This is a genomic window from Ruegeria sp. AL7 (genome assembly GCF_056536105.1).
In genome coordinates, this window is the sequence record NZ_JBQFJF010000001.1 from 2,404,777 (window position 1) to 2,430,997 (window position 26,221).

A 26,221-nucleotide genomic window follows, 5' to 3' on the forward strand; every position below is an offset into this window, starting at 1 on the left:
GTCTCCCTTAGCCGAGTTTGATTGTGCCGTTGTCCACCCACTCTGCGGGCGGAATGGGCAGGTTCTCAGGCGCGGGGCCTTTGCGGATACGACCAGCAAGGTCGTAGTGTGAACCGTGGCAGGGGCAGAACCAGCCACCAAAGTCGCCTGCATCACCCAGAGGCACACAGCCGAGGTGGGTACAAACACCCATCTGGACGACCCATGCACCCGGCGCTTCGCCTTCCGGCGACGGCATCACACGGTTTGCGTCGGTCGCAGGGGCATCGGCGCTCAGGTTAAAGTTGCGGGCCAGCGGATCCGGCAGCGCATCAACACCTTCGGCGTCCTGTTTCTGAGCTTCCTGAATCTCGGCACCGGTGCGGTGACGGACAAAGACGGGTTTTCCCAACCATTTGACGGTCAGCTGCGTACCCGGCTCAACACCGCTCACATCCACACGGATCGAGGACAGCGCCTGAACGTCTGCCGATGGGTTCATTTGGTTGATCAGGGGCCATACGGCTGCACCCGTTGCAACGACACCTGCGCCGCCAGCGACGTAGTACAGGAAATCTCTGCGGGTGCCTTCGTGGTCTTCTGCGTGGGACACGAGGTTATCTCCGATTGTCTGGCGCCCGCGGACGGGCAAATAGCTCGCGCACCGCACGAATGCGGTGTCTTAACCGCGCTTACTATCGGGGAGAATAGTGTTCGTCCAGCGTTCATAAACGCGCAATACGCCGCATGTGTCGTTTCCAGCAGCTGCGGAGAGTGTTTTTTGGTGAATCTCGCGTGCGACTTTGTCGGCAACTTCGATTCATGCGTCATTGATTCGCTTTCGCACCCCGCCTTCCGCCACCCGGGTTGGGTATTTGAAGCCTGTCCTGGGTGCCGCTGATTTGCGCCCAAAAGGTACATAATCAAGACTTCGAAACGGAGATTGTTTTCAGCAAAAACATACTCGCTAAATAGATGATTTAAATTACAAATTGCACGCGCCTCACCTGTTGCACTTTCCGCGCGAATAAAGGACAGCGCAAAAGGCGTGCGAACTCCTGCAAGGAGACCCCAATGTCAAAGATCATTCTGGCCGCTGCCTTGTGCACAATGGCCCTGCCCTCTCAGACCCTTGCCGCGGGCGACCCCGCGAAAGGTGAGGCGATATATAACCGTTGTTCTTCGTGTCATGCGATCATCAAGGATGGTGAAGTTCTGGTCAAAGGTGGAATCACCGGCCCGAATCTGTATGGCGTCGTCGGTCGCGTGGCCGGGTCCGAAAACGATTATCGCTATGGCAGCGAGCGCCTGCCGATCGGCATGTTCACGGATGACATGATCCGTGCCGGCGAAGCGGGTCTGGTCTGGACCGAGGAAAACATCGTTGCTTATGCGCAGGATCCGATCGGCTTCATCAAGGAATTTCTGGATGACGAAACTGCCCGTCCGAACATGAGCGTCAAACTCAAGACCGGTGCAGACGATATTGCCGCTTATCTGGCTACCTTCAGCCCCCAGTAAACCCGGCGCCTGATGCTGGTTAAGCCTTGTGCATCAAGGCGGCCAGCTGGGCGATTTCACTGCCAAAGCCAGAGGACACCTGATCAGCGGCAGCATTTCGCGCACCTTCGGGTTTGTTTTGACCAAGCTTCCACGTGCCCTGAATATCTTCAACCTGCATGCGGCACGGAACGATCATGCGCATCATCTTGTTCAGCGCGTCCGAGGACATTTTTGCCGTGACCCATGGGGCCTTGGGCAGCAGCCGCTTTTCGTAGAATGCAGATTGGCGGTCAAGTACGTCACGCAACTCGTCCTGCGGGCGTAGCTCAAGCTTTCCGATCAGGTGTACGGCGACATAATTCCATGTCGGAACCTGATCTTCGACACCGTACCAATCGGGCGAAATATATGCATCCGGCCCCTGCACCGCGATCTTTGCGCGCTGCGGTTCGTGCAGCGCACGCACGATAGGGTTCGAGCGCACAAGATGCAGGTCAGCCATTGATCCGTCTTCGGACAACAAAAACGGGACATGACTTAATAACGGGCCCTCTTCCGCAGAGAGTGCCAGAACGCCAAACGCCCGGTCGCGGGCGAATTCAACATGACGCGCACGATCCTCGGCGCGAAAAACGGGGTTAGGGTGCATGAGTGTCCTCCTGTCAAATCTCTTGCAGCGTCGGACAGTTCTTGGCAAGGTCCGCCTCGTTCTCAGGGCGGGGTGGAATTCCCCACCGGCGGTATGCGGGCCACGACCCGTAAGCCCGCGAGCGGCCCCGGCTTTCGGGGTGTCAGCAGATCTGGTGAGATACCAGAGCCGACGGTCAAAGTCCGGATGAAAGAGAACGTGCAAGCCGCGCCGGTAATACGGCGCGCCTGCTCGTGATCGCCTTGGGTGACGTGTCATGCCGGGCTGGCAGAGAAAAGTAGGAACCGGTTCTCGCGACTGCCAGCAGGCCACCAAACTGAAAGGAGATCATGATGACACACACCCGCTATGCTTTTGTAAAAGCCAACTGGCATTCCGATATTGTTGACCGCGCGCTCGACGGCTTCCTCGAACTCGTCCCCTCGGAACAAGTCGATGTCTACGACGTTCCCGGCGCGTTCGAGATGCCCCTGCTGGCCCGTGATCTGGCCCGGACCGGGCGCTATGCCGCCGTCGCCTGCGCAGCCTTTGTCGTTGATGGCGGCATCTACAGGCACGATTTCGTTGCGCAGGCCGTGGTCGATGGTCTGTTGCGCGCCGGGCTTGATACAGGGGTTCCTGTCCTTTCGGTCTCACTGACCCCGCACCAATATCAGGAAACTGATCATCACAATGCGATCTACCGCGACCATTTCGTACAAAAAGGGCGCGAAGCGGCTCAGGCCGCGCTGATGATCTCGGAAACCCGTGCGAAAGTCGCGCAGGCCGTCTGATCTTCATCTTTTCGAAAATACTCAAAAATGCGCCGCCCGACGGGCGGCGTTCAAACCGTCAACGGCCAAATCCGCTTGAGGCCGGGGGCCTTGCCCGCTAATCACGATCCGCAAAGGAGCACGCCCCATGTCGATGAACAGCTTTGGCCATCTTTTCCGCGTCACCACCTGGGGTGAAAGCCATGGGCCCGCCTTGGGCGCCACTGTCGACGGTTGCCCGCCGGGCGTTGCGATTGACGAGGCGATGATCCAGCACTGGCTGGACAAGCGCAAACCGGGGCAAAACAAGTTCACAACGCAGCGGCGCGAACCGGATCAGGTCAAGATCCTTTCTGGCGTGTTCGAAGGCCAAACTACAGGCACGCCCGTGCAACTGATGATCGAAAACACCGATCAGCGCTCGAAAGACTACGGCGACATCATGGACAAGTTCCGTCCGGGCCATGCCGATATCACCTACTGGCAGAAATACGGCATCCGCGATTATCGCGGGGGTGGGCGCAGTTCAGCCCGGGAAACCGCGTCGCGCGTGGCCGCGGGTGGACTGGCGCGCGAGGCCATCCGGCAGATTGCGCCGAATGTGCAGATCACCGGCTACATGACCCAGATCGGTCCGCACAAGATCGACCGCGCCAAATTCGACTGGGCGCAGATTGAACAGAACCCGTTCTGGGCGCCTGATGAACAGGCGGCCGGGGATTGGGCGACCTATCTGGATGACCTGCGCAAATCCGGCAACTCGGTCGGGGCCGTGGTCGAGGTTGTGGCACGCGGTGTCCCCGCAGGGCTTGGGGCGCCGATATACGCCAAGTTAGACACTGATCTTGCGGCTGCGATGATGTCGATCAACGCTGTCAAAGGTGTCGAGATCGGCGAAGGCATGGCTGCCGCCGAACTGACTGGCGAAGCCAACGCCGACGAAATCTTCATGGGTCAGAATGGTCCGCAATACAGCTCAAACCACGCAGGTGGGATTCTGGGCGGCATCTCGACCGGGCAGGACATTGTCGTGCGCTTTGCGGTAAAACCGACCTCTTCGATCCTGACCACCCGCAAAACCATTACAAAATCCGGTGAAGAGACCGAGATCATCACCAAGGGCCGTCATGACCCCTGTGTTGGCATCCGCGCTGTCCCTGTCGGTGAGGCGATGATGGCTTGTGTCATCCTGGACCACCTACTGCTGCACCGTGGTCAGATCGGAGAAAACCGTGGACGGATCGGCTGATCTGCGCGCGCGTTTGCGTGCCATTGTCGCGCAACGCATGGAAACTGATCCGGCCCATGACCTGGCCCATCTGGATCGTGTTTGGACCAATGCTCAGGCCATTGCAGACGCTCAGGTGGACATCCCCGTCCTGTTGGCAGCCTGTTATCTTCATGATCTGGTCAACCTACCCAAGAATGACCCGAACCGACTGTTTGCCTCACGCCAGTCTGCTGCTGAATCAGGGCCTATTCTGGCAAAACTGGGCTTTTCCGACGATCAGGTTCAGGCCGCGCAACATGCGATAGAGGCCCATAGCTTCTCGGCCAACATCCCACCCGAAACGCTCGAGGCGCGGATTCTGAGGGATGCGGATCGCCTTGACGCCTTGGGGGCCATCGGGATTGCGCGCACATTTTCTGTATCAGGTGCTTTGGGGCGTGTTCTCTATGATCCGGCCGATCCATTCGCAGAAGCGCGCCCGCTGGACGATCTGCGGTATTCGATTGATCACTGGAAGGTTAAGCTGCTGACCCTGCCGGACGACATGCTGACGGATGCAGGCAAGCAGATTGCGCAGGCAAGGGCGGGCCGAATGTTTCAGTTCCTTGAGGATTTTGCAGCGGAAATTGGCGCATCGATACCGAAGTCGTGGACCATCACCTGATCCACCCCGTTGATCTTTTTTCTGCAAAGGCGCAGGGTCGCGCCGATGACAAAACCCTTAACATCGCATCGACCTTTGCTGGCTGTGGCGCTGAAGCTTGGCGCGCTGTTCCTTTTCACGTCGATGTCGGCCCTGGTCAAAGCCTTATCTGACGAATTCCCGCCGGGCCAATTGGTGTTCTTCCGGTCCCTGTTTGCTATTCCGGTCATCATTCTGTGGCTGACCGCGCGCCGAGAGCTGGCGCAAGGCTTTGTCGTCAAGAAACCCATGGGGCATTTCTGGCGCGGGGTTCTGGGGACCAGCGCCATGGGGCTGACATTCACCGGCCTTAGCCTGCTGCCGCTGCCCGAAGTCACCGCAATCGGTTACGCCACGCCGATCTTCACCCTGATTTTGGCCGCCGTGATGCTGGGTGAGCGCATCCGCATGATTCGCATCGGTGCCGTGGCACTTGGGTTGCTTGGCGTGATGATCATGATCTGGCCCCGGCTTGGCAGCACTCAGATGGAAACGGCTGCAACCATCGGAGCGCTATGCGTACTGGGCGCGACCTTTGCCCGGGCCTTTGTGCAGATCCACATCCGCCAACTGGTCAAGGTCGATCACCCTGCCGCAATCGTGTTCTATTTCTCGCTGACAGCGACGCTGCTTTCGGCGCTGACGGCGATCTGGGGATGGACAATGCCTACACTGAATCAGGCTCTAATACTGATCACCATGGGGCTGATTGGCGGAGTTGCACAGATCTTGGTCACGTCCTCGTATCGGTTTGGACAGGCATCGATGCTGGCACCTTATGACTATGCAACAATGCTTTTTGCGATTGTGATCGGTTATTTCGCGTTTGATGAATTGCCCACCGTTGCGATCCTGATCGGGGCCGCATTGGTGATCGCAGGCAATGTTGTTGTGATCTGGCGCGAACACCAGCTGGGGCTTGAGCGTGGCAAGGCGCGTTCTGTCACGGACCCCAAAGCGTGACTTTACCTTTTGCATTCTTTCCCTAGGTTGGGCCGGACAATCAAAGAGGTTCCCCAATGAGCGACGCGCAGGATCACAAGGAAAAGATGCAAAAGGTGCAGGCCCAGCACCGCAAGAAAGTGTCCGAGGCCGTCGACCCCGAACGCGGCCTTGTTCTGATCAATACCGGCAAGGGCAAAGGCAAGTCATCTGCGGCCTTTGGCGTGGTCATCCGCGCGCTTGGTTGGGGTCAGAAGGTCGCCGTGGTGCAGTTCATCAAGGGCAAGTGGAAAACCGGCGAGCGCCGTTTCTTCGAAGAACGTGATCTGGTCACCTGGCACACGATGGGTGAGGGGTTTACCTGGGACACACAAGACCGCGAGCGCGACATTGCAGCCGCCAACGCCGCCTTCGACAAGGCTTGCGCCCTTATGGCAAGTGGCGAATACGATCTGGTGGTTCTGGACGAGATCAACATCGCGCTTCGCTATGAATATCTCTCGGTCGAGCAGGTGATAGACGGGCTGAACGCGCGTTCGGACAAGACGAGTGTGTTCCTGACAGGCCGTGACGCACCGCAGGCGCTGCGTGATTATGCAGATCTGGTCACCGAGATGACCGAAGAAAAACACCCGTTCCAGGCGGGAATCAAAGCCCAGCGCGGGGTGGATTTCTGAACCTTGCAACAGCGCAGCCTAAACTGCTGCGCTGCTATCCTCTGCCGCTTCGCACAGTTTCAAAAATATATCGCAACGACTTGCGTTGATGGGCGGTGCCTTGTGTGCGGGCTTCTTCAGCGGTTGCTGTGTCCCGGTTCTGGCGGTCGGCATAGGCGCAATAGTCGCCTTCGCAACAATTGCACCCGCACGCAACCAGCGCATCATGTCGGGCCATGATTTCGTCAAGCGTGTCTGTCATCTGTGACCTCACCCCGCGCAGGGATAAATCTGATGAATTCAGTCGGCTTTTTCAAGTAAATTCGCCCGACCGGTCAACACGCTTCTCTGCTCTGAGCCGCCGATTTGCAAAACGGGCGGCTCAGCTATTTCGGTAGTATTTGGACAAATTTGCCAGTGCTGAGGAACAGCGCTCAGGCAGCGACTTCCTGCTCGGGCGCGCTGAGCGAGATGACGAGAACCACAGCCGCACCGTTCAGCCAGTAGAACGCCGCATCCAATCCTGAAAACCCCAGTACACTGGGTGCAAACAGAAAGGTGATGCCGACAATCAGGTCCACGGCCAGGTGAAACTTGTAAGGTAGAACGCGCCAAATTCCCAGATGATGGTCGGTCAGAACTGTCAGGACAAAGGCGGCGACGCCGGTGACAACCGAAAGCCACAGCGCCAGCGGGTTGGACTGACCCAATCCCAGCAGGAATGGCAGTGTCATCAGGGCAATGGCAACCGGATAATCCAGATACGCGTGGACAGAGCGGGTAACGAAACGCAGGGACATAGGATTTTCCTCTTTTCAATCAGTGATGAAAGAAAGATAGAAAGCCTGACCCGAACGCTGAATTCTCGATCGTTTCAAAAATCTTGCAGATCGTACGGAATTCTTGGCGTATTAGTGCATGGACCTGTATGCGGCTGGTGACAAGCCGACCTGCTTCTTGAAAACACGGGAGAACGCGGCTTCAGAGGCATATCCAACTTCGGCTGCTGCATCTGCGACGTTCCATCGTGCCTCTGTTAGGCCATGGCACGCAATCTGCATGCGCCAGTCGGTAAGGTATTGCATCGGCGTCGTGCCCATCTTCTGGGCAAATAACTGAGAAAAGGCTGTGCGCGACATGCCGGATTCGCGTGCCAGTGTTGCAACGCTCCAGTCTTGCGCTGGCGCTTGGTGGAACGCCGCCAAAGCGCGTGAGATGCGCGTATCCGCAAAGCCCGCAAGGGCGGTGTCCTGGGGGCTTTGCCGTTCCAGATAGGTTCGGATCGCCTGCGCAAACAGAACTTCGGACAGCTTAAGCGCAATCAGATCACCGCCAATACGGGCCCCGGACACTTCGGATCCGATCATGCGCAGGGTCGATTCCATCCACGATCCGGCCTCTTCGCCATAATTCTCGATCAGGATGTAGGGTGGCAGGCGGTCGATCAGCATATGCCCGGTGCCTTTTCGCCCTGCCGGGCCGGTGAAAGAAAAATGACCGCAGATCAGTTGCGTGTCCCGGTCCTCGTCTGCACCGCCATAGACAAGGACGCCATCGCCCTTGTAGCCGGCAATCTCAAGAACCTGCTCCAGAGGGAGCGCATCCGGTGGCCTGACCTCGGCACACAACAACGCATGTGGCGCCCCATGAGGGATCAGGATCAGATCCCCCTGCCGCAGCCGCAACGTTTCCCCGGTGGATGAGACATGGACCTTGAGCTCACCCCGTTGAACAAAATGAAACCGCGCGACGTTTTCGAATTCCGGCACCTGAATACCAAAAGGTGGTGTGAACGAGGTGCGGAAGTAGAACGTGCCACGCAGGGACAGACGGGTGAGAATATCGCTGAGAAGGTCCAACATGGGGTGAAGATACGGGAACTGATCCGATCGTCCAGATCACGGAACGCTTTGCACGACAATTTGCACGATCTGCAACAAAAACCCCGCCGAAGCGGGGTTTTGCAAGTTATTACGAGCGGACCAGTTTTTCGTAATCTTCTGCGATTTCGCGGGTCAGGTCGCCGACTTCGAAAGTGTAATCTCCGATTTGCCCGACCGGAGTGACCTCGGCCGCGGTTCCGGTCAGCCAGCACTGTTCGAAATCAGCCATTTCTTCGGGCTTGATGCGCCGCTCATGCACAGTGATGCCTTTATCCTTCAGCATCTGAATGACGGTCTGACGGGTGATGCCGTTCAGGAAGCAATCCGCCAGCGGGGTGTGAACCTCTCCATCCTTGACGAAGAACACGTTGGCACCTGTTGCTTCGGCCACGTAACCACGCCAGTCCATGAACAGCGCGTCCGAGCATCCCTTGGCTTCGGCCTTGTGTTTGGAAATGGTGCAGATCATGTAGAGGCCCGCCGCCTTGGCATGAACCGGGATGGTTTCCGGGCTGGGGCGTTTCCATTCGGCGATGTCCAGTTTTGCGCCCTGCATCTTGGCGTCGCCGTAATAGGCGCCCCAGGGCCAGACCGCGATGGCCATCCGTACCGGGTTGCGGGCCGACGCCACGCCCATGTCTTCGCCAGACCCGCGCCACACCAATGCGCGGACATAGGCATCCTGAAGGCCACTGGCTTTCAGGGTCTCTTCCTTGGCCGCTTCAATCTGATCGACAGTGTAAGGCATCGGCATGTCCAGTGCCTCGGCGCTGGCGATAAGACGTTCGGAATGTTCGCGGCTTTTGAAAATCTTGCCGTTATAAGCCCGTTCACCCTCGAACACGGATGAGGCATAGTGCATCGCGTGGGTCAGAATATGCACATTGGCATCGCGCCAGGGCACCAGCTTACCATCCAACCAGATGACACCGTCACGATCATCATACCCCGCCATGCGAAACCTCCTGAACCGGGTTAAATTTCCGATTGTTGCGCCACTTAGGTCCGATGCGGACACAATGTTGCGCAAAAACTGCGATTCGATACCGCTCCGCCCTTGGAATGTCAATAACGCTGACATAAAGTCAAACCCGAGTAACGAATGAGGCATGATATGTCCGAAATCCGCCCAGCCCCGCGATATGGGGGCGAGAGCCTGTTGTTTTTGACGGATGAACAGTTGCGGCAGGGGATCGAGGCCATGTTCTTTGCCTATCGTGGCTTTACCGCGGATCCTGATCGTATCCTGTCCGAGATGGCCTATGGCCGCGCCCATCACCGCGCGATCCATTTTATCAACCGTGCGCCGGGCACCACGGTGAACAATTTGCTGGCGATCCTCGGGGTTACAAAACAGTCTCTGAACAGGGTTCTTCGGACATTGATCGAGGATGGTCTGGTGGAAAGCCGGGTCGGAACCGTGGACAAACGCGAACGGCACCTATTTCTGACGGAGAAGGGCGAAACGTTGGAGGCCACGTTGTCCGATGCGCAACGAACAAGAATGCGCGCAGCCTTCAAGGATGCCGGTCCCGAGGCCGTGGCCGGGTTTCGCAAAGTACTTGAAGCAATGATGGATGCTGATATGCGTCATGCCTATACGAAATTGCGGGATACGAGTTCATGAGCGAAATGGATGCCCATCTGCTGATTGTTGATGATGACGAACGCATTCGCGATCTGCTCAAGAAATTCCTGATGCGAAACGGGTTTCTGGTGACAGCGGCACGGGATGCGGCCCATGCGCGGCGGGTTCTGTCGGGATTGGATTTCGACATGATCGTCATGGATGTGATGATGCCGGGCGAAGATGGCGTCAGTCTGACCAGATCACTGCGTGACACCCATACGACACCGATCCTGTTGTTGACCGCCAAGGGCGAGACCGAGCATCGGATTGCAGGGCTTGAAGCCGGGGCGGATGATTATCTCGCCAAACCTTTCGAGCCGAAAGAGTTGTTGCTGCGGATCAATGCGATCCTGCGCCGAATGCCGGAAACCCCGGCCGAGGAAACAGCGGCGAAGATCCTGCATCTTGGTCCCATCCGGTATGACATTGAACGTGGTGAAATGTGGCAGGGCGAAATGCCGGTCCGCCTGACGGCAACCGAAAGCCAGCTGATGAAAATTTTCTCGGCCCAACCTGGCGAGCCGATCAGCCGTGCAAAACTGGTGGAAGATCTGGGCCGGGATAAAGGACAGGCGCAAGAACGTGCCGTGGACGTGCAGATCACCCGCCTGCGCCGGAAGATCGAACAGGACCCGAAACAGCCCCGGTATCTGCAGACAGTCCGGGGCGCGGGCTATATGCTGGCGCCCGATTGAATGGGCCGCTGCGCGGCGATTAATGCCTTCGGCGAGGATATTTTTAGCCAGATGAAGATGGGATCCCGATGAAAACCGCCCTTTTGACACATGCCGATTGCCTTGGACATGTCACACCCCAGGGTCATCCGGAACAGGTGGCGCGGCTGGAGCATATCCTGCACGCGCTGGAAGGGCTGGATCTTAAGCGCGTGACCGCTCCGCTGGCGGCAGACGATGATTTGCTGCGTGTTCATCCCGAAAACCATATCCGCGACATCAGATCGTCGCGCCCTTCTGACGGGTTTGCGCAAATTGACGGGGACACCTTCATGTCACCGGGTTCACTTGATGCGGCCTATCGCGCGGCGGGTGCGGCGGTGCGGGCTGTTGATCTGGTTTTGGGCGGTGAAGCGTCGAACGCCTTTTGTGCCATTCGCCCACCGGGGCACCATGCCGAAGCCGAGAAAGCCATGGGGTTCTGCCTGTTTGGCAACGCGGCGCTTGCTGCGAAACACGCACTGGATTACCACGGGCTAAAGCGGGTCGCAGTGGTCGATTTCGACGTTCATCATGGCAACGGTACGCAGGACCTGCTGTGGGATGAAGATCGGGCCCTTGTGATCACAAGCCAGCAGATGCCTTTATGGCCCGGATCCGGCCGCCCGGACGAGACAGGCGCTTACGATAACGTTCTGAACATCCCGCTGGCCCCGGGCACCGGCGGGGCTGAGATGCGTTCCGCCTATGAAACGCAGGCCTTTCCGCGCCTGCGGGCATTCCGGCCGGAGTTGATCATCATCTCGGCCGGGTTCGATGCGCATCAGGACGACCCTCTGGCCAATCTGAACTGGTCGACTGGCGATTTCGCCTGGATCACGGCAGAGCTGTGCGGGATAGCCGATGAGGTGTGTCAGGGCCGTATCGTCTCGACTCTGGAGGGCGGGTATGATCTGAACGCACTGGCCGAGGCGACACGCGCCCATGTGGAAGAACTGATGAAGGCAGCACGATGACCGATACCCCAGTTGAGCAGATGACATTCGAGCAGGCCATGAAAGAGCTTGAGACCGTGGTTGGTCAGCTTGAGCGCGGCGACGTGGCGCTGGATCAGTCGATTGCGCTTTATGAACGCGGGGCCGCTTTGAAAAAGCGTTGCGAGGACGAGTTGAAGCGGGCCGAGGAAAAAGTGGCCGCGATCACTCTGGACGCGAATGGCCAACCGACCGGGACCACACCTGTCGAAGGTCAGTAAATGTTTCAGGAAAGACTGGCGCAGGACGCGGCGCGCCTTCAGGATCATTTTGACCTGATAATGGGCGCGCTGGACGATCTGGATGTGACACGGGCAATGGCCTACGCCACCCGGGGCGGTAAACGGCTGCGCGGGTTTCTGGTTCTGGAAAGTGCGCGCCTGCACCAAATCGACGAGTCCCGCGCGATCTGGCCCGCGACCGCGATCGAGGCCCTGCACGCCTATTCGCTGGTTCACGACGATCTGCCCTGCATGGATGACGACGATCTGCGGCGCGGACGCCCCACAGTGCATGTGAAATGGGATGAAGGCACGGCTGTACTTGCCGGGGACGCGCTGCAAACACTGGCCTTTGAGCTGTGTACCCGGCCCGAGGTTGGAGACGCAGACGTTCGCGTTGATCTGGCACTGACACTGGCCAGGGCAAGCGGTGCGCAAGGTATGGTTTTGGGGCAGGCGCTTGATATCGCGGCGGAAACCGCTTCTGAGCCTCTGACGCTGAATGCGATAACACAGCTTCAGGGCGGCAAAACGGGCGCTTTGATCGAATGGTCCTCCTGTGCGGGTGCGCGTCTGGCGAAAGCGGATCCAGAGCCCTTGCGCCAATATGCCCGAGCCCTTGGTCTTGCTTTTCAGATTGCAGACGACATCCTTGATGTTGAAGGTGATGCTGCAAAGGCAGGCAAACGTCTTCAGAAAGATGCGGATGCGGGAAAGGCCACTTTCGTATCGCTTCTGGGTTTGGATGCTGCCAGAACCCGCGCCAGTGAACTTGTTGATCAGGCCTGCGCCGCACTGGACGGGTATGGCCCAACGGCAGAAACCTTGAAGGAAGCCGCTCGCTTCGTTATTGCCCGGGACAGCTAAGCCAGGAACGCGCCAAATGTCTGACCGCCCCAAAACGCCCCTGCTGGACCTTGTGAACCGCCCCGCTGATCTCAAGCGGTTCTCGGACGCGCAGCTGCATCAGGTTGCGCAGGAATTGCGGGCCGAGACGATTTCGGCGGTTTCTGTCACCGGTGGGCATCTGGGCGCGGGTCTGGGTGTTGTGGAACTGACAACCGCGCTGCACGCTGTTTTCGACACGCCGCGCGACAAGATCATCTGGGATGTGGGCCATCAGTGCTATCCGCACAAAATCCTGACCGAACGGCGCGACCGCATTCGCACGCTGCGCATGAAAGATGGCCTGAGCGGTTTCACCAAACGAAGTGAAAGCCCCTATGACCCGTTTGGCGCCGCGCATTCCAGCACCTCGATCAGTGCTGCACTGGGTTTTGCCGTGGCGCGTGATCTGGGCGGTGTAACCCCTGAAGGGTTGGGCGACGCCATTGCCGTGATCGGTGATGGATCGATGTCCGCAGGCATGGCCTTTGAGGCGATGAATAACGCAGGTCACCTGAAGAAACGCCTGATCGTCATTCTGAATGACAATGAGATGAGCATCGCCCCCCCTGTTGGTGCCCTGTCCAGCTATCTGTCCCGAATCTACGCCGAGGCGCCATTCCACGATCTGAAAGCCGCCGCAAAGGGCGCTGTTTCACTTTTGCCAGAACCGTTCCGCGAAGGGGCCAAACGCGCCAAGGAAATGCTGAAAGGCATGGCCGTGGGCGGAACCCTGTTCGAAGAGCTCGGGTTTTCCTATCTCGGGCCTATTGATGGGCATGACCTGGATCAGCTGTTGCCGGTTCTGCGCACCGTCAAGGCGCGGGCAACCGGGCCGATCCTGATCCACGTCTTGACCAAGAAGGGCAAAGGGTACGCACCAGCCGAACAGGCCCGCGACAAAGGCCACGCGACAGCCAAATTCGATGTGGTTACGGGCGAGCAGAAAAAGGCCCCTTCAAACGCGCCTTCTTACACGTCTGTCTTTGGCAGGGCTCTGGTGGATGCCGCCGCGCGCGATGACAAGATCGTTGCGGTGACTGCCGCGATGCCAGATGGCACCGGGTTGGGCCTGTTTGCCGAACGGTACCCGTCGCGCTGTTTCGATGTGGCGATTGCCGAGCAGCACGGCGTGACCTTCTCGGCTGCGCTGGCGGCAGGGGGGATGAAGCCATTCTGCGCCATGTATTCGACCTTTCTGCAGCGGGGGTACGACCAGGTTGTGCATGACGTCGCAATCCAGCGCTTGCCCGTTCGGTTTGCCATTGACCGCGCGGGTTTGGTGGGGGCTGACGGTGCCACCCATGCCGGGTCGTTCGATATTGCCTATTTGGCCAATCTGCCGGGCATGGTCGTCATGGCCGCCGCGGATGAGGCGGAATTAATGCACATGGTGGCAACCGCTGTCGCGCATGATGAAGGGCCGATTGCCTTCCGCTATCCGCGCGGCGAAGGTGTCGGAGTGGACTTGCCCGAACGCGGTGAGGTACTGGAGATCGGCAAAGGCCGCATGATCCGGAAAGGCGCGCGCGTCGCACTTTTGTCTTTTGGCACGCGGCTGGCTGAAGTTCAGAAAGCAGCCGAGTCTCTGACCGCCAAAGGCATTAGCCCAACAATCGCAGACGCCCGCTTTGCCAAGCCGCTGGATCGCGATCTGATCCTGAATCTGGCTGCGGATCATGAGGCGTTGATCACCATCGAAGAAGGCGCTGTTGGCGGGTTTGGCAGCCATGTGGCACAGCTTCTGGCGGATGAGGGTGTTTTTGATCGGGGCTTGAAATACCGCTCGATGGTCTTGCCTGACATCTTCATCGATCAGGCCAGCCCCGCGGACATGTATGCCGTTGCGGGTATGAATGCCGAGCAGATCGAAGCCAGGGTGCTGGATGTTCTGGGCGTAACCTCGATCGGTGAAAAGCGCGCGTAATAGCGGCGTTGAGACGCCCGCTTTTGGTTTCGACGCTTTTACAAGCAGGAGGCCGACAATCCAGAACAGAGCGGGAATGCCAAGCGCCACCCGGGTCCTTCATTGCGATTTTCTGGTCCTGACCCGAACGGTCTTTGCTTCAAAAGTGACTTGAGACGACAAATCACTGATACCAACCGCCCTTTGGATTGTCCGTTGCCCATTCCCTTAAAGAGATCAAGGAGATTGTTCTTTCGCGCATATGCGCGAAAGAAACGTTGATCTGACAGACCGGGGCGCTGTTACCCGTGATGGGCAGCCACTGTCTTGAGTTGCGAAAAGCCATAAAGCGCCTCAAAGCCTTTCTCGCGGCCATGGCCGGATTTGCCCACGCCGCCAAAAGGTAGTTCAACGCCGCCACCTGCCCCATAGTTGTTGAGGAACACCTGACCCGCGTGCAGCCCTTTTGCCAACCGCATCTGCCGCGCACCGTCACGTGTCCAGACGCTGGCGACAAGACCGTAGTCAGTGCTATTGGCTATCATTAGAGCCTGTTCTTCGGTGTCGAACGGGATCAGAACCTGGACCGGGCCGAAGATTTCATCACGGGCGAGCGGGTGATCCGGTGGCACGTCCGCAAACAAGGTGGGCCGGACATAAGCCCCGGTTTCCGGCGCCTCCACTATGATCGTCCCTTCTGCCGCAATGGTCAGATCGGCGCTTTTGTCCAGAAAACTGTTTACGATCTGCTTTTGCCGCTCGGAAATCAGCGGTCCAACGCGAAGATCCTGCATCGCGGGTCCAACGCTGAGCTGTTCATAGGCCTCGGCCATGCGGGATTTGACCTGATCATAGACGCCGCGCTGTACCAGAATGCGGGACGAGGCCGAACAGGTCTGTCCTGCGTTCTGAATGCCCGCATTCACCAGAAACGGCAGGGCGGCATCCAAATCGGCATCGTCAAAAACCAGCTGCGGGGATTTTCCGCCCAGTTCCAGTGTCACAGGCACAACGTTTCGCCCTGCGGCCTGCTGCACCAATGCACCCGTGGCCACCGAACCAGTAAACGAGATATGGTTGACCCCCGGATGCCCGGATAATGCGGCACCGGCCTCGGCCCCCAGGCCGGGCACAACATTCAGCGCACCTGCTGGCAGACCCGCTTGCTGCGCGAGATGGGCAAAGGCCAGCGCGGTCAGGCAGGCCTCCTCTGCCGGTTTCAGAACGCAGGCGTTGCCCATGGCCACCGCGGCCCCGACCGAGCGCCCGATAATCTGCATCGGATAGTTCCAGGGCACGATGTGGCCTGTCACCCCATGGGGTTCGCGCAGTGTATAGACGGTGTAGCCATCGAGATAGGGAATGGTCTCACCCATCACCTTATCCGCTGCACCCCCGTAGAACTCACAATAGCGCGCTAGCGCGATGGCATCGGCGCGGGCCTGCGTCAGGGGCTTGCCCACATCCATCGCCTCAAGCCGCGCCAGATCGTCCACCCGTTCCAACACCAGCTGGCCCAGCCGGGTCAGGATGCGCCCACGCTCCAAGGCCGTCTTGCGCCCCCAGTCGCCCTTTAACGCAGTTCTGGCGGCGGCGACCGCCGCGTCAATATCCACACCCGAGCCGCGCGGGATCCGGCAAATCTCGGTTCCGTCTGACGGGTTGGTCAAAGGCAATGAGTCGCCCGATGCCGCAGGCGTCCAGTTTCCACCGATCAGGCACAGGGTGGGATCAAACCAGAGTGGTTGGGTCATTTTGGCCTCCGTTCAGGCTCTAATAAGTAGTTTTACGCCGATAGCTTCCCGATTTCAGGCAGTTGGGGCGCGGCGGCGATCAGGGTTTGCGTGTAGGAATGCTGCGGGTCCGAGAATACCTGTTCAGTCCTGCCTTGTTCGACAATTCGCCCAGACTGCATCACCAGAACATGATCGGTGATGGTGCGAACCACACTCAGGTCGTGGCTGATGAACAGGTAAGTCAGATCATAAGCCTCGCAGAGTTCGGCAAGCAGATCGAGGATTTGGGCGCGCACCGATACGTCGAGGGCTGAGACCGCCTCATCGAACAGGATCAGTTCCGGCCGAATGATCAGAGCGCGGGCAATAGCGATCCGCTGGCGTTGCCCGCCCGAAAACTCGTGAATGTATTTGCCCGCATCATCAGGGCCGAGGCCCACTGCCGTCAGCATCTCTGCAATCCGGTCCTGGCGTTCGGACCCCTTTGGTGGCGTTTCCAACAGGTGAAAAGGTTCTGTAATCAGGCGCGCGACACGGTGGCGGGGATTGAAGCTGCCATAGGGGTCCTGAAACACGACCTGCATCTTGCGACGTACCGCAAGGTTGGGCCTGTGGCCGGTGAAAACCGGCTGACCATCCAGCATAATCTGACCGGATTGGATCTCTTCCAACCCTAAAATAGCCCGTGTTAGGGTCGATTTTCCGCAACCGGACTCGCCCACCAGCCCCAAACGCTCCCCTCGGTTGAGGGTAAAGCTGACACCATCCACCGCGCGGTGGTGGCGCGGCGCATCCAGCAGACCTTTGCGGGGAAGGCGGTAATCCCGGACGACCTGCGAAACCTCCAGAAGCGGGCGTTGCTGTGTAGGTTCAGGCAGGGTGACCTGATGACCCGAAGCTTCGAACAACATACGGGTATAGGGGTGCTGCATATCTCGAAACAGGTTTCGCGTCGCGCCACTTTCGACGACCTCGCCGTGACGCATGACGACAATCTGATCGGCCATGTCCGAGACCACAGCCAGATCATGGGTGATCATCAGCAGGCCCATATCATATTCGCGAACCAGCCCTTTCAGCAAATCAAGGATCTGCGCCTGCGTGGTGACATCCAGCGCCGTAGTCGGCTCATCCGCGATCAATAGCCTTGGGCGCAATGCGATGGCCATTGCGATGACCACACGCTGACGCTGCCCGCCCGACAGCTCATGCGGATAGCGCGACAGAGGAAACCTGTCGGGTGGCAGGCCAACCCGGGTCAAAACCTCTGCGGCGCGGGTCCGGGCCTGAGCAGGAGGCATCGCCTTGTGGATCAGGATGGTCTCCATCACCTGATCGCCGATTGTTTTCACCGGGTTGAGCGCCGTCATCGGTTCCTGAAATACCATCCCGATGGACGCGCCACGCAAGGCGCACATCTCGGCCTCGGATTCGGAAAGCAGGTCAGTGCCATCCAGTCGGATTACGCCGTCTGCCGTTGCCCCGTTTGGCAGAAGCTGCATCACAGCCAGTGCTGTCATGGATTTGCCCGAGCCGCTTTCACCTGTCACCGCCACGATCTGGCCCGGGTCGATGGACAAGTTGACCTGTTTCAGGATCGGCACCCCGTGGATCGACAGGGACAGGTTTTCGACTTGCAGCAACGTCATGCCCGCTCCACCCTGATCCTTGGGTCCAGCCAGTCGCGCAGACCATCACCCAGCAGGTTCAAACCCAATACCGTGACAATAATCGCCAAGCCCGGAATCAGAGCCAAATGCGGGGCAAAACTGACCATAGTCTGGGCGTCCGCCAGCATCCGGCCCCAACTGGGCGTCGGAGGTTGCGCGCCCAGACCGACATAGGACAGGCCCGCCTCGGCCAGTATGCCCAGCGAAAATTGGATGGTGCCCTGAACGATCAGCAAGTTGGCGACATTGGGCAGGATGTGTTCGGCTGATATCCGTGCGGCACCTTTGCCCGACACACGGGCGGCAAGGATGAACTCGCGCTCCCACAGCGACAATGCGGCCCCTCGGGTGATGCGGGCAAAGACGGGGATGTTGAAAATACCGATCGCAATGATCGCGTTGATGGCACCGGCACCGAACACAGCCGTGATCAGGATGGCGATGACCAGCGAGGGAAAGGCAAAGACCAGATCGTTGCCACGCATGATCACCTCATCCAACCACGACCCTTTGCGTGCGGCGGCTGTCAGGCCAAGGGGTACGCCCAGCGCCATGCCAATCCCCACGGCCACCAGAGCCACCGCAATCGAAGTGCGTGCACCGACCATGATCATCGAGAACATGTCGCGGCCGAAGTGATCTGTTCCAAACCAGTGTTGTGCATCGGGCGTCTGAAGTTTGTTGGGGATATCCAGCGCGGCATAGTCGTAGGGTGTCCAGACAAACGAGATCAGCGCCGCCAGCACCACCAGCGACGACAGCGCTGCGCCAAGGATCAGGTTGCGGCTCATGACCGGCTCCTCAACCGTGGGTCAACGGCTGCGTAGGCCAGGTCCACCAGAAAATTCACGGTGATCACCGCAAAGACCAGCAGCATCACCACCGATTCAACCACGATCAGATCGCGGGCCGAAATGGCCTGAAACACCAACCGCCCGAGGCCGGGCAGGTAGAACACCTGTTCGATGATGATCGACCCGGCCAGCAGGAAGGAAAACTGCAAGCCGATGATCGTCAGCACGGGGATCAGCGCGTTCCGCACCCCGTGCCGCCACAGAGCCTGACGACGCGACAATCCCTTAGCCCGCGCGGTGCGCATGAAATCCTCGCCCAGAATATCCAGCAGCGCGGACCGCATGACGCGGGCCAGGATCGCGGCCTGAGGAAGGGCCAACGCAATGGCGGGCAAAGTCAGCGAACGCAGCCCCGCCCAAAGGCCCTCGCCCCAGCCAACAAACCCACCGGCATTGAACCAGCGCAGGTTTATGGCGAAGATCAGCACCAGCATCATCGCGAACCAGAAATTGGGCACAGCGATACCAAGCTGTGTCGCCCCCATCACCGCCAGATCCCCGGGCTTGCCCCGGCGCGCGGCGGCATAGATTCCGGCGGGAAAGGCGATCAGCGTGGACAGCGTGAGCGCATACAAAGCCAAGGGCAACGATACCCACAACCGGTCCGCAATCATCTGCGACACCGGTGTGCGATAGGTGTACGAGGTGCCGAAATCTCCGGCCACCATCCCCCCGACCCAGTTGAAATACCGCTGTACCCTGGATCCATCCAGACCCAGTTCAGCCCGCAGCGCGGCCAACGTATCCTCTTGTGCGTTGACACCCAGCATGAACGATGCCGGGTCCCCCGGCGCGACCTCGATCACGGCGAAGATGACCACCGAGGCGACGGCAAGGCTGGCAAGCAATGAGATCAGTCGTCTAAGGGTATAGCGAAGCATTGAGGCTACGTTAGGGTCTCAGCCGTCACGGGTCCAGCATCTACGGCACCGGCAGACCGGCAAATGGCGCTGCGCAACCTTTGTTCCTTTCCGCCTGTCAATCCGAATGCAGGACCTGACCCCGATTTTCACCATGTTTGTTGCGCGTTTTTTCGATTTCGCACGTTCCGAGTTTTGCTACACTTGTTCGAACCGTTTCCGCAGGCCAGAGCGGCCAAGGAGCAATCCGGGCCGAACCAGGATTTACTGATAGTGTAGCGCTCATGCTGACAGAAAATAGAATTGAGATCGGGTTTCTGCTGTTCGATGGCTTTCCGATGGCTTGCCTGACCTCGGTCATCGAACCGCTGCGCGCTGCAAATGAGATCGCCGGGCAAGAGGCATTTCGCTGGTCTCTTGTGGCGGAAAACGGGGGAAAGGTCAGCTCCAGCGCTCATGTGCGTTTTGAGGCTGAACGCAACCTCGCAGACTGTAAGCCGATTGATATTCTGTTCCTGCTCAGCAGTCCGACCTCGGGCTTCAGAAACCCTGCCCAGGGGAATGGTGCGTTGAGGGCTTTGTCACGACACGGGACAATTCTGGGCGGTATCAGCGGCGGCGTTTTCCCGCTCGTGCGCTCGGGGGTCATGACCGGCCATCCGGTATCGGTGCACTGGTGTTACGAAGCCGCGTTTCTGGCCGAGTTTCCACAGATCGATGCACGGCGCGAAGTGATCGTGTCGGATGCCACGCGGTATACTGCGGCCGGGGCGGCGGCCGCGTTTGATCTCGCCCTGCATCTGATTCAGGACCGGTTGGGCGGCGAAGTCGCGCATGAGGTGGCCTGCTGGTTCCAGCATCCGATGATGCGAGGGGAAGGTGTTCAGCAACAGGTGCCCAGTGCAAGCAAACCTGCCACGGGTGAAAAGCTGCCGCCGCTTGTGGCACGATGTGTCGACCTGTTCGCAAGCCGTATCGGCAATCCGATCTCGATCGCGGACATAGCGGATCAAACGGGCGTCACCCCCCGCCAGATCGAGCGCGCCTTCAAACAGGCCACAGGGCAAAGCCCCAGCCATTATTTCCGCTCCATGCGGATGAAGGCGGCCCGTCAGATGGTTGTCTACACCAAGGACCCAATTGCCGACATTGCCGCGGCCATCGGATACAGTTCGGTCACGCCGTTGGTGACGCACTACCGATCTGCCTTTGGTTTGAGCCCCAGCGAGGACCGGCGACGGATCAACCGGTTTCGGGTCGAAGATAACGCTCCGCTGCCCTCAAGCTGATCTTGCCCTCAAAGCGCCGATTTCATTGCGGCCACAATCGCATGATGCAGTGACCCGGCAGACGATCTTGGCCCGTAAATACTGAACGAACCAGAAGCACGGCACAGGACGAAACACCCCAGGTGATGGATAGACGTGCGGGATGCGGCTCCAACCGCCATCTTTCGGCAATCCAGATTGCTTAGCAATTCCAGCACTGCCAACACGCCTTCTCCGTCCAGATCAAACCTGACCCATGCGTCTGTCTGTTCGGAAACCGATGCGTTGTCCCCAGTGCGTTCTTTCACCAGATGCGCCAGATCTTCATGTGTCTCAAAGGGCGTTTCGATCATCCATTGATCAGGCCCGGTCCAGAAGGCAACGATCGGCCCGCCGGTAAATTGCCCGACGGCAGGCGTTTCCGCTCCGATCACTTGGGATACGGCATTCCGGGTTTTGTCTTCCCGACCCAGCCGAGCGGCGACCGAGGCCAGCGCCACACCCGGAGTTTCGGTACAGGTCACGCTTCCGACCCTGTCGATCTTGGGTTCGGTTCCACCCAGCGCGGTTATTGCTACAAGATCATGCACGGAGCCGTTCTCCCTCGGGGTCGACGAAATGGGCCGAGACGATTTCAACCTCGACCGTCAGATCGGTCACTGGTGACACAAGGCGCATCTTTTCGCCCTGACGTGTGCCGCCGTTTTTCAAAAAGCCAAGGCCGATATGGCTGTCCAGCGACGGCGAAAATGCCGCCGATGTGACATAGCCCTGATCATGGGCAGCATCCACGGGACCCGTGGCATCCATCAGATGCCCTCCGGCGGTTACCTTGTCGCCAGCGTTCACAGGCTTGATGCCAACCATCATCAAAGCGTCTGGTTCGTTCAGCCCTTCACGCTCGGACAGGATTGAGCCGATGCTGTCTTTATTCTTGGATACCATCCGACCCATTCCAAGGTTCAGGGCGGTGGTGGTTCCGTTCAACTCGTTGCCTGCGGCGTGACCCTTTTCGATCCGCATGACGCCCAGCGCTTCGGTGCCGTATGGTACGACATCGAACTCTTCGCCTTCCTGCATCAAACGCCGCATCAGCGCGTCGCCGTATCGCGATGGAACCGCGATTTCAAAGGCCAATTCGCCCGAGAAGGAAATCCGGAACAACCGCGCCCGCAACCCGCCGCATACGGTGATGTTGCCGCAAGCCATGAACGGGAAGCCTTCGTTCGAGATGTCGAACTCGGGATCCACGATCTTTTGCAGCAGTTTGCGCGAATTGGGTCCGGCTACCGCGTATTGTGCCCAGGCTTCGGTGGTCGAGATCAGCTGCACATCCATGTCCGGGAACAGGCATTGCCGGACAAATTCCATATGCTGGTAGACCTTGACCGCATTGGCTGTTGTGGTGGTGACCACGAAATGATCCTCGGCCAGACGCGCGGCGGTGCCGTCATCCATCGCAATTCCGTCTTCGCGCAACATCAGCCCATAGCGGGTTTTGCCGACGGCCAGTTTAGCAAATCCGTTGCAATAGACCCTGTTCAGGAAATCCGCCGCATCCGCACCCTGAACATCAATCTTTCCAAGCGTGGTGCAGTCGCACACCCCGACCGAGGCACGGGTCTGGCGCACCTCACGGTCCACGGATTCCCGCCAATGGGTTTCACCGGGCAGCGGGAACCACTGTGCGCGCAGCCAATTGCCGACCTCGACAAACACCGCGCCGCGTTCCTTGGCCCAGTAATGTGACGGGGTCAGGCGAGTTGGATGAAACTCTTTGCCTTTCATCCGGCCAGCAAAGGTTGCAATCGGAACGGGCGTATAGGGCGGGCGGAAGATCGTTGTGCCGGTTTCCGGAATGGACTTACCTGCAAGTTCGGCCATGATCGCAAGCCCGCCCATGTTCGAGGTCTTGCCCTGATCGGTGGCCATGCCCAAGGTGGTATAGCGTTTCAAGTGCTCGACCGAACGGAACCCTTCCTGATGGCTGAGCTTCACATCCTTGACGGTCACGTCGTTCTGCTGATCCAGCCACGCGCGGCTGCAACCCTGAACATACCAGAACGGTGTCTGCGAGATCGGGGTATCCTCGGCCTTAGGCAGATCGGACAGCGGGCCTTTCAGGCCCAGCGCCTGCGCCGCACCTTCTGCCCCGGATTGCAGGGCACCATGGGTGGACATCACACCATTCGCCGCCCCTGCGACGGACAGCTTAGGCGGCAAGTCCGCGCCGGGCACGAAAGCCGCCAGATCGTCGTTCCAGGCGGGACGCCCCCGTTGGTGGCAGGTCAAATGCACGTTGGGGTTCCAGCCACCCGAAACGCCAAGCGCCCCGCAGTCCAGCGTGCGCGACGATCCGTCTGCCAGCTCAACCTCGACAAAGGTCAGCCCCAGTCGGCCTTTGGTGTCCCTGACCTGCGCGCCGCGCAGAACTTCATATTCATGGCTGGTCGGGGCGTCGTCACGGACGTCGACGACAGCAGCAATCCTGACACCTTTTGCGTGCAGGTCCGCAGCGGTGCGGTGGCCGTCATCGTTGTTCGTAAAGATGGCGACACGTTGCGCCGCCGTGGTTGCAAACCGATTGGCATAGGTGCGCAGAGCACTTGCCAGCATGATGCCAGGCCTGTCGTTGTTTTCAAACGCGATGGGCCGCTCGGTCGCGCCAGCGCATAACAGGGCGCGTTTGGCGTAGATGCGCCAGAGTATCTGGCGCGGTTTACCGGAAGGCAGAGAAGCAAGATGATCGCCCGTCCGCTCAACTGCACCATAGATGCCGTGATCAAAGGCACCGATCACGGTCGTGCGCGGCATCAGGCGGACGTTGGGCATTGCTGACAGTTCAGCGACACTCTGCTTAACCCATTCGGTCGCATCACCGTCGTTCAGCGAAAAGGTTTCACTGTTGAGCCGCCCACCAAGTGCGAAATCCTCATCCGCAAGAATGACCTCGGAACCGGCCCGGCCCGCAGTCAGTGCCGCCATCAATCCGGCTGGACCCGCGCCGATTATCAGCAGATCGCAATGCCGGAACCCTTTGTCATACTCATCGGGGTCTTCCTGCATCGACAACGACCCAAGTCCCGCAGCGCGGCGGATCATCGGCTCATACAGCTTTTCCCAGAACGCGGCAGGCCACATGAAGGTTTTGTAGTAGAACCCCGCCGTCAGAAAGGTCGAGAATCTGTCGTTGATCGCCAGAGCGTCGAATTTCAGGCTGGGCCAGCGGTTTTGGGAATGGGCTTCAAGCCCCTCGAACATCTCAACGGTCGTGGCACGGGTGTTGGGTTCCTGACTGTTACCGGTGCGCAGTTCGACAAGGGCGTTGGGTTCTTCCGAACCGGCAGTCAGCACCCCACGCGGGCGATGGTATTTGAACGACCGGCCCATCAGGCGCACGCCATTGGCCAGAAGGGCCGAGGCCAGCGTATCGCCCGGATGCGCAGTGTAACTGCGGTTGTCGAATTTGAAGTTCAGGGTTTTGGTGCGGTCGATCTGACCGCCGCTCAGCCTGTTGTCTTGAGTCATTTGGAGCGCCCCTGTGCCCGGGCCACGTCACGGGCCAGTTCCACTTTGGAAATCTCATGTGTCGCGGTATTGCGGGTCACGACCAACCAGGAACGGTCGCCCCCCTCGTGGAACCACAACTCGCGGTGTTCGCCAGCTGGATTGTCGCGCAGATAGGCGTAGTCATAAAACGCTTCGGCCGCGTTTTCGGCCTGCCAGTCGGGCCTGTTGATCAAGGAGGCGTCTCCCAGATAGACGAATTCGGAACTGTCACGCGGGCCCAGCAAGGGATGATGGATGATCATGGTGCTGCTCCCCTCAGTGCAGGTTGGGCTGGTTGCCCATACCTTTTTCGTCGATCATGCGACCAGTGCGGAACCGGTCGAACCGGTAGGCGGTTGCGGTCGGGTGCGGTTCATCCTTTGCCAGCAGATGCGCAAAGCAATACCCCGACGCCGGAGTTGCCTTGAACCCGCCGTAACACCAGCCGCCGTTGAAATAGAGGCCATCGATGCCGGTCCGGTCGATGATGGGCGATCCATCCATGGACATATCCATGATCCCGCCCCACATCCGCAGCAGGCGCGCGCGACCGATCATCGGCATCAGGGCCATGCCGCCCTCGCAGACATCTTCGACCACGGGCAGGTTGCCGCGTTGTGCGTACGAATTGTACCCGTCGATATCGCCACCAAAGACCAGTCCGCCCTTGTCGGACTGGCTGACATAGAAATGCCCCGCGCCAAAAGTGATCACCCCGGGCAGAACCGGCTTCAGACCTTCTGACACAAAAGCTTGCAGGACGTGGCTTTCGATTGGCAACCGCATACCCGCCATGCCCATGACACGCCCCGAATTTCCGGCCACCGCACAGCCAACCTTGCCTGCGCCAATGAACCCTTTCGACGTCTCAACCCCCAGGCATTTTCCGTTTTCGATCCGGAAACCGGTCACTTCGCAGTTTTGGATAATATCGACACCGTGGCTGTCTGCTGAACGGGCATATCCCCAGGCCACCGCGTCGTGCCGAACTGTGCCGCCGCGCCGCTGGGCCAGCCCGCCCTTGATCGGGAACCGGGCATCGTTGAAGTTCAGGAACGGGTATTCCTTGCGCACCTGTTCGGCATCCAGCAGCTCGGCATCCGCGCCGTTCAGGATCATGGCGTTGCCCCGTCGCGTAAAGGCATCGCGCTGGGCGTCTGTGTGGATCAGGTTGATGATCCCGCGCTGGCTGACCATCGCGTTATAGTTTACGTCCTGCTCAAGACCTTCCCACAGTTTCAGCGAGAACTCGTAGAAAGGTTCGTTGCCGTCCAGCAAATAATTCGAGCGGATAATGGTTGTATTGCGCCCGACATTGCCGCCACCGATCCAGCCTTTTTCAATCACCGCCACATTGCGGAGGCCAAATACCTTTGACAGGTAATGCGCCGTTGAAAGGCCATGACCGCCACCGCCGATGATCACAATGTCGTAATGTGGCTTGGGCTCCGGCTCGCGCCAGGTCGGTGTCCACCCTTTGTGCCCGGTAAGAGCCTCTTTGATGACTTTGAAACCAGAGTATCGCATGAATCGGACCTTTTTTTTCAGAATCCGCGAAAAAACCGAATTTGGATACTCTAGAATCCGACATCTGTTGTGTTGAATCAGACACCACGACAATCAGCGGTGCATGCTTAATCTTGCGATTTTTTTTTAC

27 protein-coding genes and 1 riboswitch are annotated in these 26,221 nt (G+C 58.9%); of the genes, 14 read left to right on the forward strand and 13 right to left on the reverse strand.

Features of this window, described 5'->3' with window-relative positions; translation table 11 throughout:
- Positions 1-7: 7 nt before the first annotated feature.
- Entirely contained in the window at positions 8-592 is a 585-nt protein-coding gene (gene petA / locus ACR3E2_RS12155; RefSeq protein WP_267363183.1) for a ubiquinol-cytochrome c reductase iron-sulfur subunit, read from the reverse strand.
- A gap of 461 nt (positions 593-1,053) precedes the next feature.
- Between petA and ACR3E2_RS12160 the strand changes: the two genes are divergently transcribed.
- Positions 1,054-1,500, forward strand: a complete 447-nt coding sequence (locus tag ACR3E2_RS12160; RefSeq protein WP_480482769.1) for a c-type cytochrome — start codon at positions 1,054-1,056, stop codon at positions 1,498-1,500.
- 19 nt (positions 1,501-1,519) lie between these two features.
- On the opposite strand, the gene ACR3E2_RS12165 is transcribed toward ACR3E2_RS12160, so the two are convergent.
- Complete coding sequence (locus ACR3E2_RS12165; RefSeq protein WP_480482766.1) at positions 1,520-2,131, reverse strand: FMN-binding negative transcriptional regulator; 612 nt, start codon at positions 2,129-2,131, stop codon at positions 1,520-1,522.
- A 54-nt stretch (positions 2,132-2,185) separates the two neighbouring features.
- Positions 2,186-2,333, forward strand: a riboswitch (FMN riboswitch).
- A 130-nt stretch (positions 2,334-2,463) separates the two neighbouring features.
- Between ACR3E2_RS12165 and ACR3E2_RS12170 the strand changes: the two genes are divergently transcribed.
- From ACR3E2_RS12170 to ACR3E2_RS12195, 6 genes are all read left to right on the forward strand, one after another.
- Positions 2,464-2,904: a 6,7-dimethyl-8-ribityllumazine synthase gene (locus tag ACR3E2_RS12170; protein ID WP_480482764.1), complete on the forward strand. Its 441-nt coding sequence runs from the start codon at positions 2,464-2,466 to the stop codon at positions 2,902-2,904.
- A gap of 127 nt (positions 2,905-3,031) precedes the next feature.
- On the forward strand, positions 3,032-4,132 hold the full coding sequence (gene aroC / locus ACR3E2_RS12175) for a chorismate synthase (RefSeq protein WP_480482762.1): 1,101 nt from the start codon (positions 3,032-3,034) through the stop codon (positions 4,130-4,132).
- The gene (locus ACR3E2_RS12180) at positions 4,116-4,778 is read left to right on the forward strand and encodes an HD domain-containing protein (RefSeq protein WP_480482760.1); all 663 of its coding nucleotides are present in this window, start codon (positions 4,116-4,118) and stop codon (positions 4,776-4,778) included. The genes aroC and ACR3E2_RS12180 overlap by 17 nt, the downstream gene beginning before the upstream one ends.
- A gap of 45 nt (positions 4,779-4,823) precedes the next feature.
- Positions 4,824-5,759, forward strand: a complete 936-nt coding sequence (locus ACR3E2_RS12185) for a DMT family transporter (RefSeq protein ID WP_480482758.1) — start codon at positions 4,824-4,826, stop codon at positions 5,757-5,759.
- A 56-nt stretch (positions 5,760-5,815) separates the two neighbouring features.
- Complete coding sequence (cobO, locus tag ACR3E2_RS12190) at positions 5,816-6,415, forward strand: cob(I)yrinic acid a,c-diamide adenosyltransferase (RefSeq protein WP_480474573.1); 600 nt, start codon at positions 5,816-5,818, stop codon at positions 6,413-6,415.
- 88 nt (positions 6,416-6,503) lie between these two features.
- Positions 6,504-6,662 carry a hypothetical protein gene (locus ACR3E2_RS12195; protein WP_480492759.1) on the forward strand — a complete coding sequence of 53 codons (159 nt, stop codon included), beginning with the start codon at positions 6,504-6,506 and terminating at the stop codon, positions 6,660-6,662.
- Positions 6,663-6,828: 166 nt separating this feature from the next.
- On the opposite strand, the gene ACR3E2_RS12200 is transcribed toward ACR3E2_RS12195, so the two are convergent.
- From ACR3E2_RS12200 to ACR3E2_RS12210, 3 genes are all read right to left on the reverse strand, one after another.
- Positions 6,829-7,194 carry an SPW repeat domain-containing protein gene (locus ACR3E2_RS12200; RefSeq protein WP_050604526.1) on the reverse strand — a complete coding sequence of 122 codons (366 nt, stop codon included), beginning with the start codon at positions 7,192-7,194 and terminating at the stop codon, positions 6,829-6,831.
- Between the two features lie 111 nt (positions 7,195-7,305).
- Entirely contained in the window at positions 7,306-8,256 is a 951-nt protein-coding gene (locus tag ACR3E2_RS12205) for an AraC family transcriptional regulator (protein WP_480482755.1), read from the reverse strand.
- Positions 8,257-8,365: 109 nt separating this feature from the next.
- Entirely contained in the window at positions 8,366-9,232 is an 867-nt protein-coding gene (locus ACR3E2_RS12210; protein ID WP_480482753.1) for a branched-chain amino acid aminotransferase, read from the reverse strand.
- 159 nt (positions 9,233-9,391) lie between these two features.
- On the opposite strand from ACR3E2_RS12210, the gene ACR3E2_RS12215 reads away from it, so the two are divergent.
- The 6 genes from ACR3E2_RS12215 (at position 9,392) to dxs (ending at position 14,648) form a co-directional block, all read left to right on the forward strand.
- Entirely contained in the window at positions 9,392-9,904 is a 513-nt protein-coding gene (locus ACR3E2_RS12215; protein ID WP_209598920.1) for a MarR family winged helix-turn-helix transcriptional regulator, read from the forward strand.
- Positions 9,901-10,602, forward strand: coding sequence for a response regulator (locus ACR3E2_RS12220; protein ID WP_209506983.1), 702 nt, complete (start codon positions 9,901-9,903; stop codon positions 10,600-10,602). Before ACR3E2_RS12215 ends, ACR3E2_RS12220 begins: the two co-directional genes overlap by 4 nt.
- 68 nt (positions 10,603-10,670) lie before the next feature.
- A complete protein-coding gene (locus tag ACR3E2_RS12225) occupies positions 10,671-11,597 on the forward strand; it encodes a histone deacetylase family protein (RefSeq protein ID WP_480482751.1) in 927 nt (308 codons plus the stop codon).
- On the forward strand, positions 11,594-11,836 hold the full coding sequence (locus ACR3E2_RS12230; protein ID WP_267363166.1) for an exodeoxyribonuclease VII small subunit: 243 nt from the start codon (positions 11,594-11,596) through the stop codon (positions 11,834-11,836). Before ACR3E2_RS12225 ends, ACR3E2_RS12230 begins: the two co-directional genes overlap by 4 nt.
- On the forward strand, positions 11,837-12,703 hold the full coding sequence (locus ACR3E2_RS12235) for a polyprenyl synthetase family protein (RefSeq protein ID WP_480482749.1): 867 nt from the start codon (positions 11,837-11,839) through the stop codon (positions 12,701-12,703).
- A gap of 16 nt (positions 12,704-12,719) precedes the next feature.
- Positions 12,720-14,648, forward strand: coding sequence for a 1-deoxy-D-xylulose-5-phosphate synthase (gene dxs, locus ACR3E2_RS12240; RefSeq protein ID WP_480482747.1), 1,929 nt, complete (start codon positions 12,720-12,722; stop codon positions 14,646-14,648).
- Between the two features lie 281 nt (positions 14,649-14,929).
- Here the strand turns inward: dxs and ACR3E2_RS12245 are convergent, their stop codons facing one another.
- The 4 genes from ACR3E2_RS12245 to ACR3E2_RS12260 are packed head-to-tail and all read right to left on the reverse strand — an operon-like array spanning position 14,930 to position 19,768.
- Positions 14,930-16,381, reverse strand: a complete 1,452-nt coding sequence (locus tag ACR3E2_RS12245) for an aldehyde dehydrogenase family protein (RefSeq protein WP_480482745.1) — start codon at positions 16,379-16,381, stop codon at positions 14,930-14,932.
- Between the two features lie 32 nt (positions 16,382-16,413).
- Positions 16,414-18,012 (reverse strand): ABC transporter ATP-binding protein, encoded by a 1,599-nt coding sequence (locus ACR3E2_RS12250; protein WP_480482743.1) that lies wholly within the window; start codon positions 18,010-18,012, stop codon positions 16,414-16,416.
- Positions 18,009-18,824 (reverse strand): ABC transporter permease, encoded by an 816-nt coding sequence (locus ACR3E2_RS12255; RefSeq protein WP_480482741.1) that lies wholly within the window; start codon positions 18,822-18,824, stop codon positions 18,009-18,011. Before ACR3E2_RS12255 ends, ACR3E2_RS12250 begins: the two co-directional genes overlap by 4 nt.
- Complete coding sequence (locus tag ACR3E2_RS12260) at positions 18,821-19,768, reverse strand: ABC transporter permease (protein ID WP_480482739.1); 948 nt, start codon at positions 19,766-19,768, stop codon at positions 18,821-18,823. Before ACR3E2_RS12260 ends, ACR3E2_RS12255 begins: the two co-directional genes overlap by 4 nt.
- A 263-nt stretch (positions 19,769-20,031) precedes the next feature.
- Here ACR3E2_RS12260 and ACR3E2_RS12265 point away from each other — a divergent pair, with 263 nt between their 5' ends.
- The gene (locus tag ACR3E2_RS12265; RefSeq protein ID WP_480482737.1) at positions 20,032-21,036 is read left to right on the forward strand and encodes a GlxA family transcriptional regulator; all 1,005 of its coding nucleotides are present in this window, start codon (positions 20,032-20,034) and stop codon (positions 21,034-21,036) included.
- A gap of 8 nt (positions 21,037-21,044) precedes the next feature.
- Here the strand turns inward: ACR3E2_RS12265 and ACR3E2_RS12270 are convergent, their stop codons facing one another.
- From ACR3E2_RS12270 to ACR3E2_RS12285, 4 genes are read right to left on the reverse strand one after another with little or no spacing between them, the layout of a single operon-like run.
- Positions 21,045-21,605 (reverse strand): sarcosine oxidase subunit gamma, encoded by a 561-nt coding sequence (locus ACR3E2_RS12270; protein WP_480482735.1) that lies wholly within the window; start codon positions 21,603-21,605, stop codon positions 21,045-21,047.
- The gene (locus ACR3E2_RS12275; protein WP_480482733.1) at positions 21,598-24,543 is read right to left on the reverse strand and encodes a sarcosine oxidase subunit alpha family protein; all 2,946 of its coding nucleotides are present in this window, start codon (positions 24,541-24,543) and stop codon (positions 21,598-21,600) included. The genes ACR3E2_RS12270 and ACR3E2_RS12275 overlap by 8 nt, the downstream gene beginning before the upstream one ends.
- Positions 24,540-24,827: a sarcosine oxidase subunit delta gene (locus ACR3E2_RS12280; protein ID WP_480482731.1), complete on the reverse strand. Its 288-nt coding sequence runs from the start codon at positions 24,825-24,827 to the stop codon at positions 24,540-24,542. Before ACR3E2_RS12280 ends, ACR3E2_RS12275 begins: the two co-directional genes overlap by 4 nt.
- Positions 24,828-24,840: 13 nt before the next feature.
- Positions 24,841-26,091 (reverse strand): sarcosine oxidase subunit beta family protein, encoded by a 1,251-nt coding sequence (locus ACR3E2_RS12285; RefSeq protein WP_480482729.1) that lies wholly within the window; start codon positions 26,089-26,091, stop codon positions 24,841-24,843.
- Between the last annotated feature and the right edge of the window lie 130 nt (positions 26,092-26,221).

Excerpts from the sequence above, each read along its gene's own strand:
- ACR3E2_RS12160 (WP_480482769.1), top strand. The coding sequence starts at position 1,054 with ATGTCAAAGATCATTCTGGCCGCTGCCTTGTGCACAATGGCCCTGCCC.
- ACR3E2_RS12165 (WP_480482766.1), bottom strand. The coding sequence starts at position 2,131 with ATGCACCCTAACCCCGTTTTTCGCGCCGAGGATCGTGCGCGTCATGTT.
- ACR3E2_RS12170 (WP_480482764.1), top strand. The coding sequence starts at position 2,464 with ATGACACACACCCGCTATGCTTTTGTAAAAGCCAACTGGCATTCCGAT.
- aroC (WP_480482762.1), top strand. The coding sequence starts at position 3,032 with ATGTCGATGAACAGCTTTGGCCATCTTTTCCGCGTCACCACCTGGGGT.
- ACR3E2_RS12185 (WP_480482758.1), top strand. The coding sequence starts at position 4,824 with ATGACAAAACCCTTAACATCGCATCGACCTTTGCTGGCTGTGGCGCTG.
- cobO (WP_480474573.1), top strand. The coding sequence starts at position 5,816 with ATGAGCGACGCGCAGGATCACAAGGAAAAGATGCAAAAGGTGCAGGCC.
- ACR3E2_RS12195 (WP_480492759.1), top strand. The coding sequence starts at position 6,504 with ATGGGCGGTGCCTTGTGTGCGGGCTTCTTCAGCGGTTGCTGTGTCCCG.
- ACR3E2_RS12200 (WP_050604526.1), bottom strand. The coding sequence starts at position 7,194 with ATGTCCCTGCGTTTCGTTACCCGCTCTGTCCACGCGTATCTGGATTAT.
- ACR3E2_RS12205 (WP_480482755.1), bottom strand. The coding sequence starts at position 8,256 with ATGTTGGACCTTCTCAGCGATATTCTCACCCGTCTGTCCCTGCGTGGC.
- ACR3E2_RS12210 (WP_480482753.1), bottom strand. The coding sequence starts at position 9,232 with ATGGCGGGGTATGATGATCGTGACGGTGTCATCTGGTTGGATGGTAAG.
- ACR3E2_RS12215 (WP_209598920.1), top strand. The coding sequence starts at position 9,392 with ATGTCCGAAATCCGCCCAGCCCCGCGATATGGGGGCGAGAGCCTGTTG.
- ACR3E2_RS12220 (WP_209506983.1), top strand. The coding sequence starts at position 9,901 with ATGAGCGAAATGGATGCCCATCTGCTGATTGTTGATGATGACGAACGC.
- ACR3E2_RS12225 (WP_480482751.1), top strand. The coding sequence starts at position 10,671 with ATGAAAACCGCCCTTTTGACACATGCCGATTGCCTTGGACATGTCACA.
- ACR3E2_RS12230 (WP_267363166.1), top strand. The coding sequence starts at position 11,594 with ATGACCGATACCCCAGTTGAGCAGATGACATTCGAGCAGGCCATGAAA.
- ACR3E2_RS12235 (WP_480482749.1), top strand. The coding sequence starts at position 11,837 with ATGTTTCAGGAAAGACTGGCGCAGGACGCGGCGCGCCTTCAGGATCAT.
- dxs (WP_480482747.1), top strand. The coding sequence starts at position 12,720 with ATGTCTGACCGCCCCAAAACGCCCCTGCTGGACCTTGTGAACCGCCCC.
- ACR3E2_RS12245 (WP_480482745.1), bottom strand. The coding sequence starts at position 16,381 with ATGACCCAACCACTCTGGTTTGATCCCACCCTGTGCCTGATCGGTGGA.
- ACR3E2_RS12250 (WP_480482743.1), bottom strand. The coding sequence starts at position 18,012 with ATGACGTTGCTGCAAGTCGAAAACCTGTCCCTGTCGATCCACGGGGTG.
- ACR3E2_RS12255 (WP_480482741.1), bottom strand. The coding sequence starts at position 18,824 with ATGAGCCGCAACCTGATCCTTGGCGCAGCGCTGTCGTCGCTGGTGGTG.
- ACR3E2_RS12260 (WP_480482739.1), bottom strand. The coding sequence starts at position 19,768 with ATGCTTCGCTATACCCTTAGACGACTGATCTCATTGCTTGCCAGCCTT.
- ACR3E2_RS12265 (WP_480482737.1), top strand. The coding sequence starts at position 20,032 with ATGCTGACAGAAAATAGAATTGAGATCGGGTTTCTGCTGTTCGATGGC.
- ACR3E2_RS12275 (WP_480482733.1), bottom strand. The coding sequence starts at position 24,543 with ATGACTCAAGACAACAGGCTGAGCGGCGGTCAGATCGACCGCACCAAA.
- ACR3E2_RS12280 (WP_480482731.1), bottom strand. The coding sequence starts at position 24,827 with ATGATCATCCATCATCCCTTGCTGGGCCCGCGTGACAGTTCCGAATTC.
- ACR3E2_RS12285 (WP_480482729.1), bottom strand. The coding sequence starts at position 26,091 with ATGCGATACTCTGGTTTCAAAGTCATCAAAGAGGCTCTTACCGGGCAC.